14 protein-coding genes are annotated in these 17,570 nt (G+C 70.1%); 3 read left to right on the forward strand and 11 right to left on the reverse strand.

The annotated features are described in order from the left end of the window. The first annotated feature begins 50 nt into the window (after window positions 1-50). Window positions 51-524 carry a GFA family protein gene (locus GGR16_RS13945; protein WP_183316988.1) on the forward strand — a complete coding sequence of 158 codons (474 nt, stop codon included), beginning with the start codon at window positions 51-53 and terminating at the stop codon, window positions 522-524. 7 nt (window positions 525-531) lie between these two features. On the opposite strand, the gene alaS is transcribed toward GGR16_RS13945, so the two are convergent. The 3 genes from alaS to cckA all read right to left on the reverse strand — a co-directional run bounded on the left by alaS (window position 532) and on the right by cckA (window position 7,248). After that, on the reverse strand, window positions 532-3,192 hold the full coding sequence (gene alaS, locus GGR16_RS13950) for an alanine--tRNA ligase (protein WP_183316989.1): 2,661 nt from the start codon (window positions 3,190-3,192) through the stop codon (window positions 532-534). Between the two features lie 340 nt (window positions 3,193-3,532). Next, window positions 3,533-4,618, reverse strand: a complete 1,086-nt coding sequence (recA, locus tag GGR16_RS13955) for a recombinase RecA (protein WP_026015050.1) — start codon at window positions 4,616-4,618, stop codon at window positions 3,533-3,535. Window positions 4,619-4,752: 134 nt separating this feature from the next. Next, on the reverse strand, window positions 4,753-7,248 hold the full coding sequence (gene cckA, locus GGR16_RS13960) for a cell cycle histidine kinase CckA (RefSeq protein ID WP_183316990.1): 2,496 nt from the start codon (window positions 7,246-7,248) through the stop codon (window positions 4,753-4,755). Window positions 7,249-7,613: 365 nt separating this feature from the next. Between cckA and GGR16_RS13965 the strand changes: the two genes are divergently transcribed. After that, the gene (locus tag GGR16_RS13965; protein ID WP_183316991.1) at window positions 7,614-9,083 is read left to right on the forward strand and encodes a flagellar biosynthetic protein FliO; all 1,470 of its coding nucleotides are present in this window, start codon (window positions 7,614-7,616) and stop codon (window positions 9,081-9,083) included. Window positions 9,084-9,158: 75 nt separating this feature from the next. Here the strand turns inward: GGR16_RS13965 and GGR16_RS13970 are convergent, their stop codons facing one another. Next, window positions 9,159-9,800, reverse strand: coding sequence for a glutathione S-transferase family protein (locus GGR16_RS13970; protein WP_019402963.1), 642 nt, complete (start codon window positions 9,798-9,800; stop codon window positions 9,159-9,161). Between the two features lie 83 nt (window positions 9,801-9,883). Here GGR16_RS13970 and GGR16_RS13975 point away from each other — a divergent pair, with 83 nt between their 5' ends. Continuing rightward, the gene (locus GGR16_RS13975; RefSeq protein ID WP_019402964.1) at window positions 9,884-10,336 is read left to right on the forward strand and encodes a winged helix-turn-helix transcriptional regulator; all 453 of its coding nucleotides are present in this window, start codon (window positions 9,884-9,886) and stop codon (window positions 10,334-10,336) included. 17 nt (window positions 10,337-10,353) lie between these two features. Here the strand turns inward: GGR16_RS13975 and dksA are convergent, their stop codons facing one another. From dksA to GGR16_RS14010, 7 genes are all read right to left on the reverse strand, one after another. Then, complete coding sequence (gene dksA / locus GGR16_RS13980; RefSeq protein ID WP_026015273.1) at window positions 10,354-10,773, reverse strand: RNA polymerase-binding protein DksA; 420 nt, start codon at window positions 10,771-10,773, stop codon at window positions 10,354-10,356. A 169-nt stretch (window positions 10,774-10,942) separates the two neighbouring features. Beyond that, a complete protein-coding gene (locus GGR16_RS13985; RefSeq protein WP_183316992.1) occupies window positions 10,943-11,971 on the reverse strand; it encodes a hypothetical protein in 1,029 nt (342 codons plus the stop codon). After that, window positions 11,937-13,310: an MBOAT family O-acyltransferase gene (locus GGR16_RS13990; protein WP_183316993.1), complete on the reverse strand. Its 1,374-nt coding sequence runs from the start codon at window positions 13,308-13,310 to the stop codon at window positions 11,937-11,939. The genes GGR16_RS13985 and GGR16_RS13990 overlap by 35 nt, the downstream gene beginning before the upstream one ends. A 139-nt stretch (window positions 13,311-13,449) precedes the next feature. After that, window positions 13,450-14,469 carry a YcjF family protein gene (locus GGR16_RS13995; RefSeq protein WP_183316994.1) on the reverse strand — a complete coding sequence of 340 codons (1,020 nt, stop codon included), beginning with the start codon at window positions 14,467-14,469 and terminating at the stop codon, window positions 13,450-13,452. A 4-nt stretch (window positions 14,470-14,473) separates the two neighbouring features. Continuing rightward, window positions 14,474-15,919 carry a YcjX family GTP-binding protein gene (locus tag GGR16_RS14000; protein ID WP_183316995.1) on the reverse strand — a complete coding sequence of 482 codons (1,446 nt, stop codon included), beginning with the start codon at window positions 15,917-15,919 and terminating at the stop codon, window positions 14,474-14,476. Between the two features lie 27 nt (window positions 15,920-15,946). Continuing rightward, window positions 15,947-16,474 carry a SixA phosphatase family protein gene (locus tag GGR16_RS14005; RefSeq protein WP_183317241.1) on the reverse strand — a complete coding sequence of 176 codons (528 nt, stop codon included), beginning with the start codon at window positions 16,472-16,474 and terminating at the stop codon, window positions 15,947-15,949. A 63-nt stretch (window positions 16,475-16,537) separates the two neighbouring features. Further along, window positions 16,538-17,554, reverse strand: coding sequence for a 4-hydroxyproline epimerase (locus GGR16_RS14010; protein WP_183316996.1), 1,017 nt, complete (start codon window positions 17,552-17,554; stop codon window positions 16,538-16,540). Window positions 17,555-17,570 lie beyond the last annotated feature (16 nt).

Consider the following 17,570-nt stretch of genomic DNA (forward strand, 5'->3'; position numbering starts at 1 on the left):
TTCCGTTTCGGCGCAGCGATGGCACACTCACGCGACGAAAGGACGAAGCGATGGCCGACGAACGCAGATATGTCACGAGCGGTGGCTGCCAGTGCGGCGCCGTGCGCTATGCCGTCTATGGCGAGCCCTTCGAGCCCAGCATCTGCTGGTGCCGCATGTGCCAGAAGGCGACCGGCGGCCTCTTCGGCGCCTTCGTCGACGTCAAGGACGACGACCTCGTCTGGACGCGCGGCGAGCCGTCGCGCTTCCGGTCCTCTGAGGCGGCCGAGCGCGGCTTCTGCTCCGCCTGCGGCACGCCCCTCTTCTACCACTACCGTAGCGGCCATCGCTATGCGATGACCGCCGGCAGCTTCGACGAGCCGACGCGCTGGCCGCCCGAGCGGCAGCTGGTGCCCGAGAACCGCCCCGCCTTCGCTGCCGAGCTGGTGCGGCTGGAAGAGGTGCCGACGAGTTCCTGGCAGAACGACCCTGAGGCCTTCGCCTCGCGCCAGCACCCGGACCACGACACCAAGCGCTGGCCGTAGAGCGCGTTCAGGCTCCGGCCACCATCGTCTCGATCGCCGCGAGCGCGTCGGCCGCCTTGGCGCCGTCCGGCCCGCCGGCCTGGGCGAGATCGCGCCGGCCGCCGCCGCCCTTGCCGCCGAGCCGCTCGGAAGCGGCGCGCACGAGGGCGACCGAATCGAAGCGCTCCGTGAGGTCGTCGGTCACGCCGACGACGACGCCGGCCTTGCCCTCCTCATCGACGCTGACGATGGCGACGACGCCGGAGCCGACGCGCTTCTTGCCCTCGTCCGCGAGCGCCTTGAGATCCTTCATGGCGACGCCGGAGACCGACCGCGCGAAGAGCTTGACGCCGGCCACCTCCTTGACGGCCGCCGCATCCCCGTCGCCCGAGCCGCCGCCCATGGCCAGCTTGCGGCGCGTATCGGCAAGATCCCGCTCGAGCTTGCGGCGCTCCTCGACGAGCGCCTCGAGCCGCGCCGCGGCCTCCGCCGAAGGCACCTTGAGGATGGCCGCAAGATCGCGCAGGCGCCGGCTCTCCGCCGCGAGGTGGCGGCGGGCCGCCTCGCCGGTCATCGCCTCGATGCGGCGCACGCCGGCAGCGACCGCGCCCTCCGAGACGACGGTGACGAGGCCGATGTCGCCGGTGCGCGCCGCATGCGTGCCGCCGCACAGCTCGATGGAGAAGGTCTTGCCGCCCTCCTCCGGCCGCGTGCCCATGGAGACGACCCGCACCTCATCGCCGTATTTCTCGCCGAAGAGCGCCCGGGCGCCCGAGGCGATCGCCTCGTCGACCGCCATCAGATGCGTCACCACCGGCTCGTTCTGCAGCACGACGCGGTTGGCAATGGCCTCGATCGTCTCCAGTTCCTCCTCGGCGATGGGCTTCGGATGGCTGAAGTCGAACCTGAGGCGATCGGGGGCGACGAGCGAACCCTTCTGCGCCACGTGATCGCCCAGCACCTCGCGCAGGGCCTCGTGCAGGAGGTGGGTCGCGGAATGGTTGGCGCGGATGGCGCTGCGCCGGCCATGGTCGACGGCGAGCTCGACCGCCTGCCCCACCGTGAGCGTGCCAGCCTCGACCTTCGCCGCATGGACGAAGAGATCGCCGAGCTTCTTCTGCGTGTCGCGCACGGTGACGGAGGTGCCGGGGGCGCGGATGACGCCGCTGTCGCCCACCTGGCCGCCGGATTCGCCATAGAACGGGGTCTGGTTGAGGATGACGAAGCCTTCCTCGCCCGCCTCGAGCTTCGCGACCTCGGCGCCGTCGCGCACGATGGCGGCGACCACGCCCTCCGCCGTCTCGGTGTCGTAGCCGAGGAACTCGGTGGCGCCGACCTTCTCGCGCAGGCCGAACCACACCGTCTCCGTGGCCGCCTCGCCGGAGCCGGCCCAGGAGGCGCGCGCGAGTTCGCGCTGGCGCTCCATCGCCTTGGCGAAGGCGTCCGTATCGACGCCGATGCCGCGCGCGCGCAGCGCGTCCTGCGTCAGGTCGAGCGGGAAGCCGTAGGTGTCGTAAAGCGTGAAGGCCGTCTCGCCGGGCAGCTTCGCACCGGCGGTGAGCTCGCGCGTCTCCTCGTCGAGGATGGCGAGGCCGCGCGCCAGGGTCTTGCGGAAGCGCGTCTCCTCGAGCTTCAGCGTCTCGGTGACGAGCGCCTCCGCCCGCGTGAGCTCGGGATAGGCCTGCCCCATCTCGCGCACCAGGGCCGGCACGAGCCGCCACATCAGCGGATCGCGCGCACCGAGCAGCTGGGCATGGCGCATGGCGCGCCGCATGATGCGGCGCAGGACGTAGCCGCGCCCTTCGTTGGAGGGCAGCACGCCGTCGGCGACGAGGAAGGCCGAAGCGCGCAGGTGGTCGGCGATGACGCGGTGGCTCGCCTTCTGCGCTCCGTCGGGATCGACGCCGGTCGCGTTCGCCACGGCCATGATAAGCGCGCGCATCAGGTCGGTGGCGTAGTTGTCGTGCGTGCCCTGCAGCACGGCAGAGACGCGCTCCAGCCCCATGCCCGTATCGATCGACGGGCGCGGCAGCGCGATGCGCTCGCCGGGCGAGAGCTGCTCGTACTGCATGAAGACGAGATTCCAGATCTCGATGAAGCGGTCGCCGTCCTCGTCCGGGCTGCCGGGCGGGCCGCCGGGGATGTGGTCGCCGTGGTCGTAGAAGATCTCCGAGCACGGGCCGCACGGGCCCGTGTCGCCCATCTGCCAGAAATTGTCCGAGGTCGGGATGCGGATGATCTTGGATTCGCTCAGGCCGGCGATCTTCCGCCACAGGCCGAAGGCCTCGTCATCCTCGGCGAAGACCGTGACGAGCAGCTTGTCGACCGGCAGGCCGAATTCCTTCGTCACGAGGTTCCAGGCGAGCTCGATGGCGCGGTCCTTGAAATAGTCGCCGAACGAGAAGTTGCCGAGCATCTCGAAGAAGGTGTGGTGCCGCGCCGTGTAGCCGACATTGTCGAGGTCGTTGTGCTTGCCGCCGGCGCGCACGCATTTCTGCGAGGTCGTGGCACGCGCATAGGGCCGCTTCTCCGAGCCGGTGAAGACGTTCTTGAACTGCACCATGCCGGCGTTGGTGAACATCAACGTCGGGTCGTTGCGCGGCACCAGCGGGCTCGACGGCACGATCTCGTGGCCGTTCTTCGCGAAATAGTCGAGAAACGTTGTTCTGATCTCGTTGACGCCGCTCATAGAGCCCACACTTCGTTCGATATGCGGCGCATGGCCGCCGGTTCCGGCTTGCCCGCCCTCCGCAATTGCGGAGATCCGGCCTCGCCCCTCCCTCACCCGTTCAGCCGGACGCGGGAACAGGAGCCGCAGCCGGAAAATGGGAATTCAGCGCTGTTTTCTAGAGAGGGGCCAAGCTCTTGTCGAGAGGATGAATCCGTTGCGGCGGAGGAAGTCCGTCCGGCGCCGGACCGGGCCGGGCACGAGCCGATAAAAACGCGGCCGCTTCCCGGCCGGCGACCCCGGACATGGAAACGGGGCCCCAAGGGCCCCGTCACGATAAAATCCTATGACACGTCCCTGATCACGCCTCACCCTCGTCGAGGTCCTCGGCGGTCGGGTCGATATTGTCGAGGATGCGTTCGGCGAGGAGGCCGGCGTTCTGCCGGATGGCCGCCTCGATGCGCGCCGACACGTCGGGATTGTCGCGCAGGAACTGCTTGGCGTTCTCGCGTCCCTGACCGAGGCGCTGGCTGTCGTGGGAGAACCAGGAACCGGACTTCTCCACGATGCCGGCCTTGACGCCGAGGTCGATGAGCTCGCCCATCTTCGACACGCCTTCGCCGTACATGATGTCGAACTCGACCTGCTTGAACGGCGGCGCGACCTTGTTCTTCACCACCTTCACGCGCGTCGTGTTGCCGATCACCTCGTCGCGGTCCTTGATGGAGCCGACGCGGCGGATGTCGAGGCGCACCGAGGCGTAGAACTTGAGGGCGTTGCCGCCCGTCGTCGTCTCCGGGCTGCCGTACATCACGCCGATCTTCATGCGGATCTGGTTGATGAAGATCACCATGCAGTTCGAGCGCGAGATCGATGCCGTGAGCTTGCGCAGCGCCTGGCTCATGAGGCGCGCCTGCATGCCGGGCTGCACATCGCCCATCTCGCCCTCGATCTCGGCCCGCGGCGTGAGCGCGGCCACCGAATCGACCACCAGCACGTCGATGGCGCCGGAGCGCACCAGCGTGTCGGCGATCTCGAGCGCCTGCTCGCCCGTGTCGGGCTGGGAGATGAGCAGGTCGTCGAGCTTGACGCCCAGCTTGCGGGCATAGACGGGGTCAAGCGCATGTTCGGCGTCGATGAAGCCGCAGACGCCGCCCTTCTTCTGCGCCTCGGCGACGGTGTGCAGGGCGAGCGTCGTCTTGCCCGACGATTCCGGCCCGTAGATCTCGATCACACGGCCGCGCGGCAGGCCGCCGACGCCGAGGGCAATGTCGAGCCCGAGCGAGCCGGTCGAGATCGTCTCGATCTCGATCGCCTTGTCGTTCTGCCCGAGACGCATGATCGAGCCTTTGCCGAAGGCGCGCTCGATCTGTGACAGCGCGGCATCGAGGGCTTTCGCCTTGTCCATGGAACTACCTTCTACGAGTCGCAATGTGGGCTGAGACATGAATGCTCGTCCTTATGCACGGGAAGCGAAGGATTCTCAATGCGCGCCGCAGTCAATGTACCCGTTTTGTTCCCGTTCACAAGTTCTTTTTTTGTTCGCGCCGCATCCGCCGGGTCCCAGGCCCGGCGGGGCCGTCACTTCAGCTGCGTCTTCACCGCCTCGACGAGCTGCTTGAGGCTGAAGGGCTTGGGGAGGAAGGTGAACTGCTCGCCCTCGGGCAGGTTCTTCTTGAAGGCGTCCTCGGCATAGCCGGAGACGAAGATGATCTTGAGGCTGGGGAAGCGCTCGCGCAGGGCGCGCAGCAGGGTCGGCCCGTCCATCTCGGGCATCACCACGTCCGACACCACGAGGTCGACCGGCTGGTCGAGCCCGTCGACGATGGCCATGGCCTCCGTGCCGGAGCTCGCCTCGAGCACGGTATAGCCGCGCGAGGTGAGCGCCCGGGCGCCGAAGGCGCGCACCGCCTCCTCGTCCTCGACGAGCAGGATCGTGCCGCGACCCGTGAGGTCGGCCGCGAGCGTCTTCGCCGCCCCGGGCTTGGGCGCGGCCTCCTGCTCCAGCGGCACGTGCCGCGGCAGGAAGATGCGAAAGGTGGTGCCTTCGCCCACGGAACTGTCGCAGAAGATGAAGCCGCCGGTCTGCTTGACGATTCCATAGACGGTGGAGAGGCCGAGGCCCGTGCCCTTTCCGACATCCTTCGTCGTGAAGAAGGGCTCGAAGATCTTGTCGAGCACGTGCGGCGGAATGCCCGTGCCGGTATCCGACACCTCGACGAGCACGAAATCGGCCTCGGGCACCGCCTTGTAGCCGTAGGCCGCCACCTCCTGCGCCGGCACGTTCTGCGTGCGGATCGACAGCTTGCCGCCGTCCGGCATGGCATCGCGCGCATTGACCGCGAGGTTGACGATGACCTGCTCGAACTGGTTGACGTCGGCCTTGGTCAGCCACATGTCGCGCCCGTGGCGCAGCTCGAGCTCGATGCGCTCGCCGATGAGGCGCTTGAGGAGCAGCGACAGGTCGGACAGGCTGTCGGAGAGCTGGATGACCTGCGGCCGCAATGTCTGCCGGCGCGAGAAGGCGAGCAGCTGCCGCACCAGGCTCGCCGCCCGGTTGGCATTCTGCTTGATCTGCATGATGTCCTGGAAGGACGGGTCCGTCGGCCGGTGGTTGGCGAGCAGCAGGTCCGAATAGCCGATGATGGCCTGCAGCACGTTGTTGAAGTCGTGCGCCACGCCGCCGGCGAGCTGGCCCACCGCCTGCATCTTCTGGGCCTGGGCGAACTGCGCCTCGAGCGCCCGCTGCTCGGTCGTCTCGAGCGCGTAGACGATGGCGGCCTCGCCGTCGCCCTCCGCATCCGCCACGCCGCTGACGTAGATGCGGGCCGAGCGGTCCTCCGCGCCGCGGATGGCGACGTCGAGCGGCACGATGTCGCCGCGCCCCTCCCCCGCCGCGGCGAGGGCATTGCCCAGCGCATCCTCGTCCCGCTCGGCGACGACGCCGGTGATGGTGCGCTCGCCCGGCGCGCCGAACAGACGGGCGAAGGCGGCGTTGCTGCGCAGGATCTCGCCGCGCCGGCCGACGGCGGCGATCGCCACGGGCGTGTCGTTGAAGAAACGGGCGAAGCGCACCTCGGCGGCGCGCTGGCCCTCGGCCACGTCCTCGCCGGGCGAGCGGTTGAGCACGAGCGTGCGCGAGGCGCCGGGCCGCCCGTCGGCGCCGAAGGCGACGCGGTGGAAGAGACGCACGGGCAGCGACTGGCCGCCGCGCCGGCGCAGGTCGATGTCGATGATCTCGGTGCGCACCTCGCCGGGGCCGCCGGTGACGGCGCCGATCAGGGCCGCCGCGTTCGGCGGCACGACGTCGGCCACGCTGAGGCCGCCCGAGCCCACCTGCGCGAGGTCGTGGTCGAGCCAGCCGGCGAGCGTCGCGTTCATGTAGACGATCTCGCCCGCCGGATCGATGGACAGGAACCCGGCCGGCGCATGGTCGAGATAGTCGATGGCGTGCTGCAGCTCCTGGAAGACGTTTTCCTGGCGCTCGCGATCCCGCGTCACGTCGGCGATGGTCCAGAGCGCGGCATTGCGCCCGCCGGGGCGGGCGAGCGGGCGCACGCGCACACGGTACCAGGCGGCCTCCGCCCCGTTCAGCGCCGGCGCGAGGCGGATCTCCTCGCCGGCCGCCCTTCCCTCGCGCACAGCCTGCGACAGGCGGTAGATCGCCTCCGACACCTCCGGCGCGCCGGTGAACAGCCGCTCGACCGTGCGCACCTCGGCCGCCGTGCGGCAGCCGCTCAAAGTAAGGAAGGCGCCGTTGGCATAGATCACGCGCCCGTCGCTCTCGACGACGATGAGACCCTCGGCCGCGGTGTCGGCCATCAGCTTGGTGAGGTCGTTGCGGGCGACGCGGCCGGCGAACTGCAGCACGCCGACGGCGAGGCCGAAGAGGCAGAAGATGCCGGCGACCGCGAGGATCGCCAGGAAGGCGACGATGAAGACCTGCGCCTTCTCGTCCGACAGGAGGCTCAGCGACAGCACGGCGGCGACGAGGAGCCCGGCGAGCAGCAGCAGCAGTCCGGCGTGGCCGGACCGTTCCGAGCGGTCGAGCGTGGTCGCGGCGGTCGTCTCGCTCATGCCTTGCGGCCTCTCCTGCGGCGATTGGTGCATGACTATTGCCAGATTCTCGCGTCTGTCCCGAGGCCCAATTGCCGCAAGACATAGATGATCCACGCCGCAGGCGCCTCCCTTTTGGCGCGTCGCGACAAGACGCGCGCCACCCTCGCGCTCCTGGCGGCCCGCAGGAGGGCGGAAAAAATTGCCGCCTTTATGGTAAACGGACCGTAAATGCCGCTGAAATGGCGTATTTCTGAGGCCATTGGCGCCATTCCGGCATTAACCTTTGCGGCAAAGCGCTTTACGCTGCGCGCCATGTGGGATACTGCCGGAGGGGTCCGGTGGTGGAATGACTTGGGAAACATGCCACGCGCATGTTGTTCGGCATGGAAATCTCGAACGCAGGCCAATATCTCATCGCATTCGCGATCATCTTCGGCGTCGTGGCACTGGTGGCGCTCGCCGTCCGGCGGGCGACGTCCGGGCGCAGCCGCGTCGCCGGCTCCTCCTCTCCGCGCGCCCGCCAGCCGCGGCTCGGCATCGTCGATGTCTTCGATCTCGACCGCCAGCGCCAGCTCGTCCTCGTCAGGCGCGACAATGTCGAACATCTCGTCATGATCGGCGGGCCGACGGACGTGCTGATCGAGGGCAGCATCGTCCGCGGCGCGGCGCGCGCCGGTGCGCCGCTGCCGGGCTTCGAGGCGGCCCTCGCCCCGGTCATCCCCGGCCTCGAGGCGCAGGCGCCCCTGCGCCCGGCCGTGGTCGAGCCGCGCGACGATTTCGACGGCGATGAATTCGACGAGCCTCGCCAGCCGGTTCCTGCCCCGCCCGTCCAGGCCCCGGCACCTGCGCCGGCCGCGCCCGCGGCTCCCGTGATGCCTGCGCCCCCGGCTTTTCCGCCGGCCCCCGCCGCGCAGCCGTCGAGGCCTGTTCCACCCCCTGCTCAACCGGCCGCTGCCAGCGCCGGCGCTTTCTCCGCCTCGCGCGGCGAGACGCCCGCCGCGCCGGGCGTGGAGGTTCCTCCCGCGCCGGCCAAGCCCGCCGAGGACAAGGCCCTGTCCTCGATGGCGCGACAGCTCGAGGAGGCCCTGAAGCGCCCCTTCTCGGCCGCCCGGCCGTCGACCGCCGCGACGACCCAGCCCGCAACGCCGACACCGCCCCCCGCGGCCCCGCGTCCGGCGCCGCGGGAGACCGCCGTGCCGCCCCAGCCGCAGGCCCCCTCCGCGGCGCCTCTGCAGGCGCCCGCCCCGGATCTTTCCGCCCAGCTGGCCGAAGAGCTGGCGCGGGAACTGACCAAGGCGGCGCCGCCGGCCCGTCCGGAGACCCCGGCCGCGCCACCCGCGAGCACCTTCGCTCCACGCCCGGCAACGCCCGGCGCCCCCCCGCCGGTGGCCCCGCGCGCCACCCCGGCCCCGGCTTCGACCGGCGCGCCAGTCGGAGGCGGCCTGACGCCTCCCGCCAGGCCGGCCAACGCCTGGTCGATGCGTCGCGAGGACAGGCCCGCCAGCAGCACACCGCCATCGGCCCCCGCCGCGCCGCAGGTTTCTTCGCAAGGGCCGGCCGTCGAGCCTGCGCCCGCCCCGCCTCGCCCTGTATCGCCGCCGCCCCAGCCCGTCCGCCGGGAGCCCCCCAAGGCCCCCGAGGCACGACCCGAAGCGGCGGCTCCTCCTGCACCGGCCCCCGCCGAGCCTGCACCCCAGGCGCCGGCCAAGAGCGCCGCGCCGCTCGAGGTGAAGCCCGCGGAGCGGCCTGCGCCGAAGCCGGACAGCGACAAGCCCGATCCGTTCTCCGTGGAGAGCATCGAGGCCGAGTTCGCCCGCCTGCTCGGACGCGGCGAGCCCGCGAAGGACAAGTAGACAGCGCCGCCTGGGCGGAATGCGAAACGGCCCGGGCTGACCCGGGCCGTTTCTTTTTTGCCGTTCCCGCCGCCGTCAGGCGGCATCGAGCAGCGCCTGGCCCGCCTCTTCGCGGGCGAGAACCCGCTGCACGGAGGCCCGCGCCTGCATGCGGGCATGATGGGCGGAGTAGTTCGCGTAGGGCGCCATGTCGAAGCCCATGTAGGTCTTCGCCCAGTGGAAGAAGGGATAGAGATAGGCGTCCACCACCGAGAACTCGCCGAGCGCCCAGTCACGCCCCGCCAGCCGGCCGTCGACATCGGCAAGATTGCCGGCAAGGCGGGTGCGTGCCTTCTCCTTGAGGGCGGCCTGCACCTCGTCCCCGTCGATGAACCGCTGCGGCGCGAAGAGCGGCCCGTAGCTGCCGTGCAGCTCGCTGGTCAGGAAGCCGAGCCAGGACAGGGCCTGCGCGCGGGCGAAGCCGTCGCGCGGCAGGAGGCCCTTCTCCGGTGCGAGATCGGCGAGATAGGTGAGGATCGCGACATTCTCCGTCACGATGCCGTCGGCCGTCGTCAGCGCCGGCACCTTGCCGCGCGGATTGATGGCGAGATAGCCCGGCTCGTACTGCTGGCCCTTGCGCAGCGAGACCGGCCGCGCCTCGAAGGGCCGGCCGATTTCCTCGAGGATGATATGGGCCGCGATGGAACAGGCGCCGGGCGCATAGTGAAGGGTGATCATCAGGTTCCTCCAGTTGGGGAGGCCCGTATCGCCTGAACGGTATCCTTGTGCAAGAAGGCAGATTTTTGTGCTATACATGCCAAATGGATACTGTAACCCGCAGCGCCAAAGCCGCTTTCCTGCGTGAGGACCTCGGCCCTTGCGCCTGCCAGCGTCGCATTCGCAGCACGCTCGACGTCATCGCCAACAAATGGGCCGTGCCGGTCCTCATCGAGCTCGTGCGCGCAGAGGGTGAGCCGCTGCGCTTCACGCGGCTCGCCCGCGCCATTCCCGGCATCACGCAGAAGGAGCTGACCAAGCAACTGCGCGAGATGGAGGCTGCCGGCCTCGTCCGGCGCAAGGTCTATCCGGTCGTGCCGCCGAAGGTGGAATATACGCTGACCGAACTCGGCTGGTCGCTCGATCCGGTGCTCGATGCGCTCGCCCGCTGGGCGGCGACCTACGGCAACGTCGTCGCCGACAACCAGGCGCAGTTCATGGCGCGCAAGAACGCAGACGGCGCGGACCCGCAGGAGCCCGCGCCGCCGTCGCGATAACAACGCTGCAATGACCGTCAGTCGTCGCGGTAGACGCGCTCGTTGCGCTCGTGCCGCTCCTGCGCCTCGAGCGACAAAGTGGCGATCGGCCGCGCCTCCAGACGACGCAGGGAGATGGGCTCGCCCGTCTCCTCGCAATAGCCGTAGGTGCCGTCCTCGATGCGCTGCAGCGCCGCATCGATCTTGGCGATCAGCTTGCGCTGCCGGTCGCGCGCCCGAAGCTCGATGGCGCGATCCGTCTCGGACGAGGCGCGGTCGGCAATGTCGGGGTGGTTCTCACTCTCGTTCTGCAAGGCCGCCAGCGTCTCGCGGCTCTCTCGTAGAATTTCGTCCTTCCAGGCGTTGAGCTTCCGGCGGAAATAGTCCCGCTGTCGCTCGTTCATGAAAGGCTCGTCTTCAGATGGCCGGTAGCCTTCCTCGAGTTCGATTTCAGGCATGCGTGGCTTCTGCTCTCATCCCATGACCAGCCCGAGGCATTCCCCCCGGAGTGGCGCCTATATAGCGGGCCGGACAAGTCCCGACAACGCGGTTTGACACTCTCCTTTTGTCGAAGTTTTGCGACTTGGCCCGCTTTTCGAGATGACATCGTGCCGAAGGCCTGCCTTCTCACTCGGCCGCTGTCATTTTGCTCACCTCCTGCGCGACAGCCCGCTCGACTTCGTGCGCCAGCGACGCCCGATAGTGGGTCTTGTCGAAGAAGTTGGCCGGGTCGCGATTCTCCGGCCTGTCGCTGCGCCAGTCGAGCCACGCGGTCCGCGGGCGCCCGGCCGCGAGGGCCGCGAAGGCCGCCATGCAGCGGCCCTCGTTGGCCGCCTCCTCGCTGCCGGCGGCCGGCAGCCCGGCGATGAAGACCGGCGGCGAGATGAGGACGACGACGAGATCGGGCGGCAGCCCTGCAAGAACCTCCCGCAACAGCACGGCCGCCGGGAACCGTCCCGTGGGGTCTGCCTGCATGGTCGGCCGCGGCACGGACAGGTCCTTCACCTTGTCGGGCCCGTCATAGCCCATGCCGAGATATTCCGGCGCGTAGTCCCAGTAGCCGTCCGGCCGCGCCCGCTCGCCGTAGCCGGCGAGGAAGGCCACGCGTTCGCCGAGGCGTTCCACGACGTCGAAGCGCAGCAGCCCCTTGAGGTGGGACAGGACGTCCGCGTCGTAGAGCCAGAACGGAAAGGGATGGCGCAGCGGCAGCGCGGGATCGCCCTCGCACCAGAACTCGTCGATGCCGAGCACGACCGCCCGCGCCGTTCCCTCGTGATGCCTGACGAACCAGTCGAGCATGGCGACCTGCTCGCGCGCGCCGGTGCCCGGCACGATCAGCGAGACGAAGGACAGTCCCGTCCCGGCCGACAGCCGCTCGGGCGAGAGAAGCTGGACGTGCGAATTGCCGATGACGGCGGCATTGAAGGACGGGTCGCGGCCCCGGCTCGCATTGGCCGTGCGCGGCCCCTGGGGAGAGACGCCGACGCCCCAGTCGACCGAGCCGCGCCCCGTGTCATACGGATCGAGCACGACGACCGCGCCGAGCACGATGCCGACGGTCAGGACCGCGGCCCCGACGAAGGTCGCGGCGAAGCGGCGCCACGGCGCCGCGTCGCCCGCCTCAGAACTGGAAGTAGATGAACTCGTAGTTGGCATCGTCGCCGATCTTGAGAAGGATGACCACGAAAAGGAGGGCGAAGGCCACCGCGAGCCAGCGGTTGGGCGGCAGGCGGTGAACGGCCGCCCAGGCGGTGGGCCCGATCATGGCGACGAGCGCCGCGATCACCAGCGCACGCCATTTGAAGCCCGAGCCGAAGGGGGCGAAGCCGAACATCGCCTCATAGAGCCGCATCGCCGCGTCGAAACTGGTGGCGCGGAACAGCACCCACGTCAGCGCCACGAACAGGAAGGTCAGCGCCCAGCCGAGCACGGCCGGCATGACGACGCCCGTGCGCCGCCAGAGAATGCCCGCGCAAAGGCCGAGGCCGTGGGCGATGCCCCAGAAGACGAAGGTGAGGCCGGCCCCGTGCCACAGGCCGCCGAGCGTCATGGTGGCGAACAGCGCGAACAGCTGGATGGACAGGCCATGCCGGTTGCCGCCGAGCGGGATGTAGAGATAGTCGCGCAGGAAGCGCGACAGCGTCATGTGCCAGCGCCGCCAGAAATCCTGCAGCGAGACGGCGCGGTAGGGCACCTCGAAGTTCTGGGGCAGCACGACGCCGAACATCAGCGCGATGCCGAGCGCCATGTCGGTGTAGCCGGAGAAGTCGAAATAGATCTGGAAGGTGAAGGCGAGCGTGCCCTGCCAGGCCTGCAGCGTCGTGAGCGCGCCGCCGTTCGCGGCGGCCTCGAAGACGGGATTGGCGTAGCCCGCGAGCGGATCGCCGATCAGCACCTTCTTCGCGAGGCCGACGGTGAGCAGCATCAGCCCCTGCGCGAAACGCTGGGCGGCATCGCTGCGCAGATAGGGCCGCTCGTCGAGCTGGTGCATCAGCTCGGTCCAGCGCACCAGCGGCCCGGCCAGCACCTGCGGGAAGAAGCCGATGTAGAGCCCGTAGCGGATGAGGTCGAACCGCGGCGCCCGCCCGGCCCTCAGGTCGACCAGGTACATCACGTGATGAAAGGTGAAGAAGGAGATGCCGAGCGGCAGCGCGAACTCGTAGCGCGGCAGGCCGAGGTCCGCCGCCGCATTGGCCAGGTCGGCGAAGAAGGCCGCATATTTGAAGATGCCGAGCACGGTCAGGTTGGCGGCGATGGCCGCGACGATGAGCGTGGCGAGGCGGGTCCTGACGAAGAGCTGCGCCATCACCCAGTTGATGAGGATCGACAGCCCGAGCAGCGGGATGAAGCGCACATCCCAGTAGCCGTAGAAGATGAAGGACAGGACGAGCAGCAGCGGCAGCCGGGCGGCCGGCGCGAATCGCTCGGCGAGCCAGTGCAGGGCGAGCGCCAGCGGCAGGAACGCCAGAAGAAACGCAAAGGAATTGAACAGCATAGATCGGTGTCCACAGCCCCCGCCACGCGCCGGCGCAGCGGGGAGGCTGCACGATCGGCGTTGCGAACCGCGCCCGTTGTGGGAAATCGTTTCCGCAACGTCAATGCGCCTTGCGCCGGCGGCCTTCGGACGGCGACCCTTACTGCCCTTCCGGAGGCTTCGCTGCCGAGCGGTCGAAGAGGCTCGAGGCCACGTCCCCGAGGACCGGCGGCTCGAGCACCGTGAACGGCAGGGGGCGGCAGACGGCGATGGCCGAGAGGCCGACGCGCGCCGTCAGGAGGCCGTTGACGACCCCCTCGCCGAGTTTGGCCGAGACGCGCGCGGCGAGCCCGAGCCCCATCACCTGCTGCAGCAGGCTGTCGCCCATGGCGATGCCGCTCGTCAGGGTGAGATGCGACAGCACGTTGCCGGCAAGGCGCAGGAATCCGAGCGTGCCCGGCCGCCCGCCATAGAGGGCCGCGATGCGCCGCATCAGCCGCATGACGGAATAGAGCACGAAGGCGACATCGACGATGGCGCGCGGGCTGAGCGCGGTGACGACCGAAACCTGCTGCGCCGCCTCCGCCACCAGCCGCCGCGCCCGCCTGTCGAGCGACGCGAGCAGCTCCCGCTCGGCAAGGCCGATAAGCTCCGGCGCGTCGATCACCGCATCGCCGAGATCGGCGAGGCGCCCGCGGGCGCGCGCCGTCTCCGGCCGCCCGGCATAGAGGGCGGCGACATCGGCGACGAGCTTGCGCGCTCCCACCTCGTCCTTGTCGGCGAGGATGCGCGCGGCCTCCTTCTGCAGGCCCTCGATGCGCCGTTCGCGCAGCATGCCGAGCATTTCGCGCACGACGATGCCGAGGAGGCCGGCGAGCGCCAGCGCTGCCAGCGCGAGGGCCAACCAGCCGAGGGCCGGGTAGCTCGCCATGAGATCGCGCACGAGCCGCTCGACGCCGAGCCCCAGCGCGAGCAGCAGCAGCCCGCCGAGCGCGGAGAGCAGCATGCCGAGCCACGGCAGGCGCCGGCGCCGCGGCGGGCGTGCCGTCACCGCCTCCTCATCGGCGATGGCCTCCTCCGGCTCGTGCTCGACGACGATGCCGGGCGAAAGCTCGATCGTCTGCCGCTCCCGGTCGGGCGGCATTTCGTCGAGGCGGAAGGCGCGCGGTCCCTTGCTCATGTCGTCAGGCCAATCGATCGCCGATGAGGAATTCGAGCGCCCGGTCGAGGCGGATGTGCGGCAGCGGCGGCATGCGGCCGGCGGCATCCGGCACCCTGAGCGGCGGGCGGAAGCGCGGGAAGCGCAGGCTGCCGGGAACGACGGCGCCGGAGAAGATCGCCTTCGGGTCATCCGGCAGTTCGCCGGGGAAGATGGCCGCCTCGCCCTCGCCGTCGAAGACCTCGTTGCCCACGCGTTCGCCCGCGCACGGCACGCCGACGATGGCCGGCAGCCGCTCGCCGCCCTCGCGCACGCTTGCCTCGCGCGTCGCCCGCACCGAGGCGAGTGCCAGCGTGTCGACGCGCGCCCCCGCCCCTTCCGAGCGGCGGATGGCGCGCTCGACGAGAAGCCGCAAGATGGCGTCGAGGCGCGCATGGTCGCTGCGGTGCAGATGGTCGGCCTTCGTGGCGGCGAAGAGCACCTTGTCGATGCGCGGGGCGAAGAGGCTGCTGACGAGCGTGTTGCGCCCGGCCCGGAAGGCGCCGAGCACCTGGTCGAGCGCCCCTTCGAGCTCGCCGACCGCCCGCGCGCCGGCATCGAGCGCCGCCAGCACGTCGACGAGCACGATCTGCCGGTCGAGCCGCGAGAAATGCTCGCGGAAGAACGGCCGCGCCACATGGTTCTTGTAGGCCTCGAAGCGCCGCTCCATCTGGCTCGCGAGGCTCGCCGGCGCATGCGGTGCGCCGGGCCTGACGTCGAGCGGCGCGAAGGTCAGCGCCGGCGAGCCGGCAAGGTCGCCGGGCATCAGGAAGCGGCCCGGCGGGGTCGTCGCCACCGCCTCGGGGCCGGCGCGGAGCGCCGAGAGGTACTGTTTGAAGAGGTCGCTCGCGGCCACCATCTCCGCCTCGACGGCCGGCTTGTCGGGCGCGAGCGTCGCCAGATGCGCGTGCCAGGCGGCCGCAAGCGGCGCCCGCTCCGGCCGCCGGCTCGCCTCCAGCGTCGCGCGCGACCACTCGGCATAGGAAAGGTCGAGCAGGCCGAGGTCGAGCAGCCACTCGCCGGGATAGTCGACGATGTCGAGCGCCAGCGTCGCCGGGCCGGACCGCCAGCCGGGCGGACGCTCGTAGTCGATCTCGACGCGCAGCTCGGCGATGCGATTGGTCGACTGCGGCCATTGCCGGCCGGGGCCGGTGAGCGCCGCGAGATGGTCCTCGTAGGTGAAGCGCGGCACCGTGTCGTCAGGCTGCGGCGCCAGCCGCGCGCGGCGGATGCGGCCCTCGGACGAGGCACGGAACACAGGCATGGGCGTCACGCCCGTGAGGTGATGCACCAGCGCCGTGGTGAAGACGGTCTTGCCCGAGCGTGCGAGGCCGGTGACGCCGAGGCGCAGCGTCGGCCGCACCGCGCCGGCCGCATATTCGGCGAGGCTCTTCAGCGCATCGACCGTGCCGTCGAGGAAGGACGGCGGCATCAGGCGCGCTCCGCGTCCGTGCCGGCCTCAGTCCTCATCCTCGCCCCCGATCATTTTCGGCGTGACGAAGCGGTCGAGCCGCCCGCCGTGCTCGGCCACGTCAGCCCAGGACGCGACGTCGAAATCGATCACGGCGAGCCCCGCCGTCGGATATTTCTGGCGCAGGCGGGCAAAGGCATAGCGGTCGCCGTGGCCGGCGAGCCGCGTCGCGAGATCGGCAAAGCCCGGGTTGTGGCCGATGACGAGCAGCGTGCGCACGTCCGGCCCGGTCGAGCGGATGGCGGCGAGGATGGCGTCCGTCTTCGCCTCGTAGATGCGCCGCTCGTCGCGTTTCGGCACCTCCTCGGCGAAGGCGGGCGCGACGAGAGCCCATGTCTCCTGCGTGCGCTTCGCCGTCGAGACCACGGCGAGGTCGGGCACCAGATGCTCGCCGGCGAGGTAGCGCCCCATGAGCGGCGCGGCCTCGCGCCCGCGCGGCGCGAGCGGCCGTTCGTGATCGGCGGCGCCGGCGGGCCAGGCGGATTTGGCGTGACGAAGGAGCATGAGGCGAAGCATGGGCGCCAAGCTAGGCATCCCGCCCCGGCCACGCAAGGGCAGCCCGCCGGGATGCCCCCCGCCTCAGCCGATGCCGTCGACCACCTGGAAGCCGTGGGCGAAGGGATCACGGTCGTCGATGACGATGGTGTTGAAACCGGTGACGCGCGCCCAGCCCTCGATGGAGGGGACGATCGCGTCATGCCCGCCGACCTTCGCCCTTGCCTCGATGCGGCCGGAGAAGGTCGAGCCGATGATGCTCTCGTGGACGAAGACATCCCCTTCGCGCAAGGACCCGCGCGCCGCGAGCTGCGCCATGCGCGCCGACGTGCCGGTGCCGCAGGGCGAGCGGTCGATGGCCTTGTCGCCGTAGAACACGGCGTTGCGCGCTGTTCCCTCCTCCGTCTTCGGCCGGCCCGTCCACATGACATGGGTCAGCCGGTCGATGGCCGGGTTCTCGGGATGGGTGATGCGGTGGCGGGCGTTGAAGTCCTGCCTGAGCTTCGGGCTCCAGCGCAGGATGTCGGACGGGTTCACCTCGGCAAGGTCGCCGTACCCGTCCTGCGGCTCGACGATGGCGTAGAAATTGCCGCCGTAGGCGACGTCCACCTTGAGCGGCCCGAGCCCCTCCACCGCAACGTCATAGCCCGTGCCGAGGAGGAAGGACGGCACGTTGGTGATGCGCACGCGCTCGATGAACGGCCCGTTCTCGACATAGCGCGCCTCGACGAGCCCGGCCGGCGTGTCGAGCCTCAGCACGCCCGGCGTCCTCGGGCGGACGAGCCCGTTCTCGAGCGCGATCGTCACCGTGCCGATGGTGCCGTGGCCGCACATGGGCAGGCAGCCGGAGGTCTCGATGAAGAGGATGCCGACGTCGCAATCCTCCCGCGTCGGCGGATAGAGGATGGACCCCGACATCATGTCGTGCCCGCGCGGCTCGAACATCAGGCCGGTGCGGATGAAGTCGTATTCGGCGAGGAAATGCTGCCGGCGGGCGAACATGGTCTCGCCGTCGAGCCGCGGAATGCTGCCGCCGGCGACGACGCGGACCGGGTTGCCGCAGGTGTGCCCGTCGATGCAGAAGAACGTGTGGCGCGCCATGGTCCGCCTCCGTCTG

The sequence above is a fragment of the Chelatococcus caeni genome (genome assembly GCF_014196925.1).
Taxonomy (GTDB): Bacteria; Pseudomonadota; Alphaproteobacteria; order Rhizobiales; family Beijerinckiaceae; genus Chelatococcus_A; species Chelatococcus_A caeni.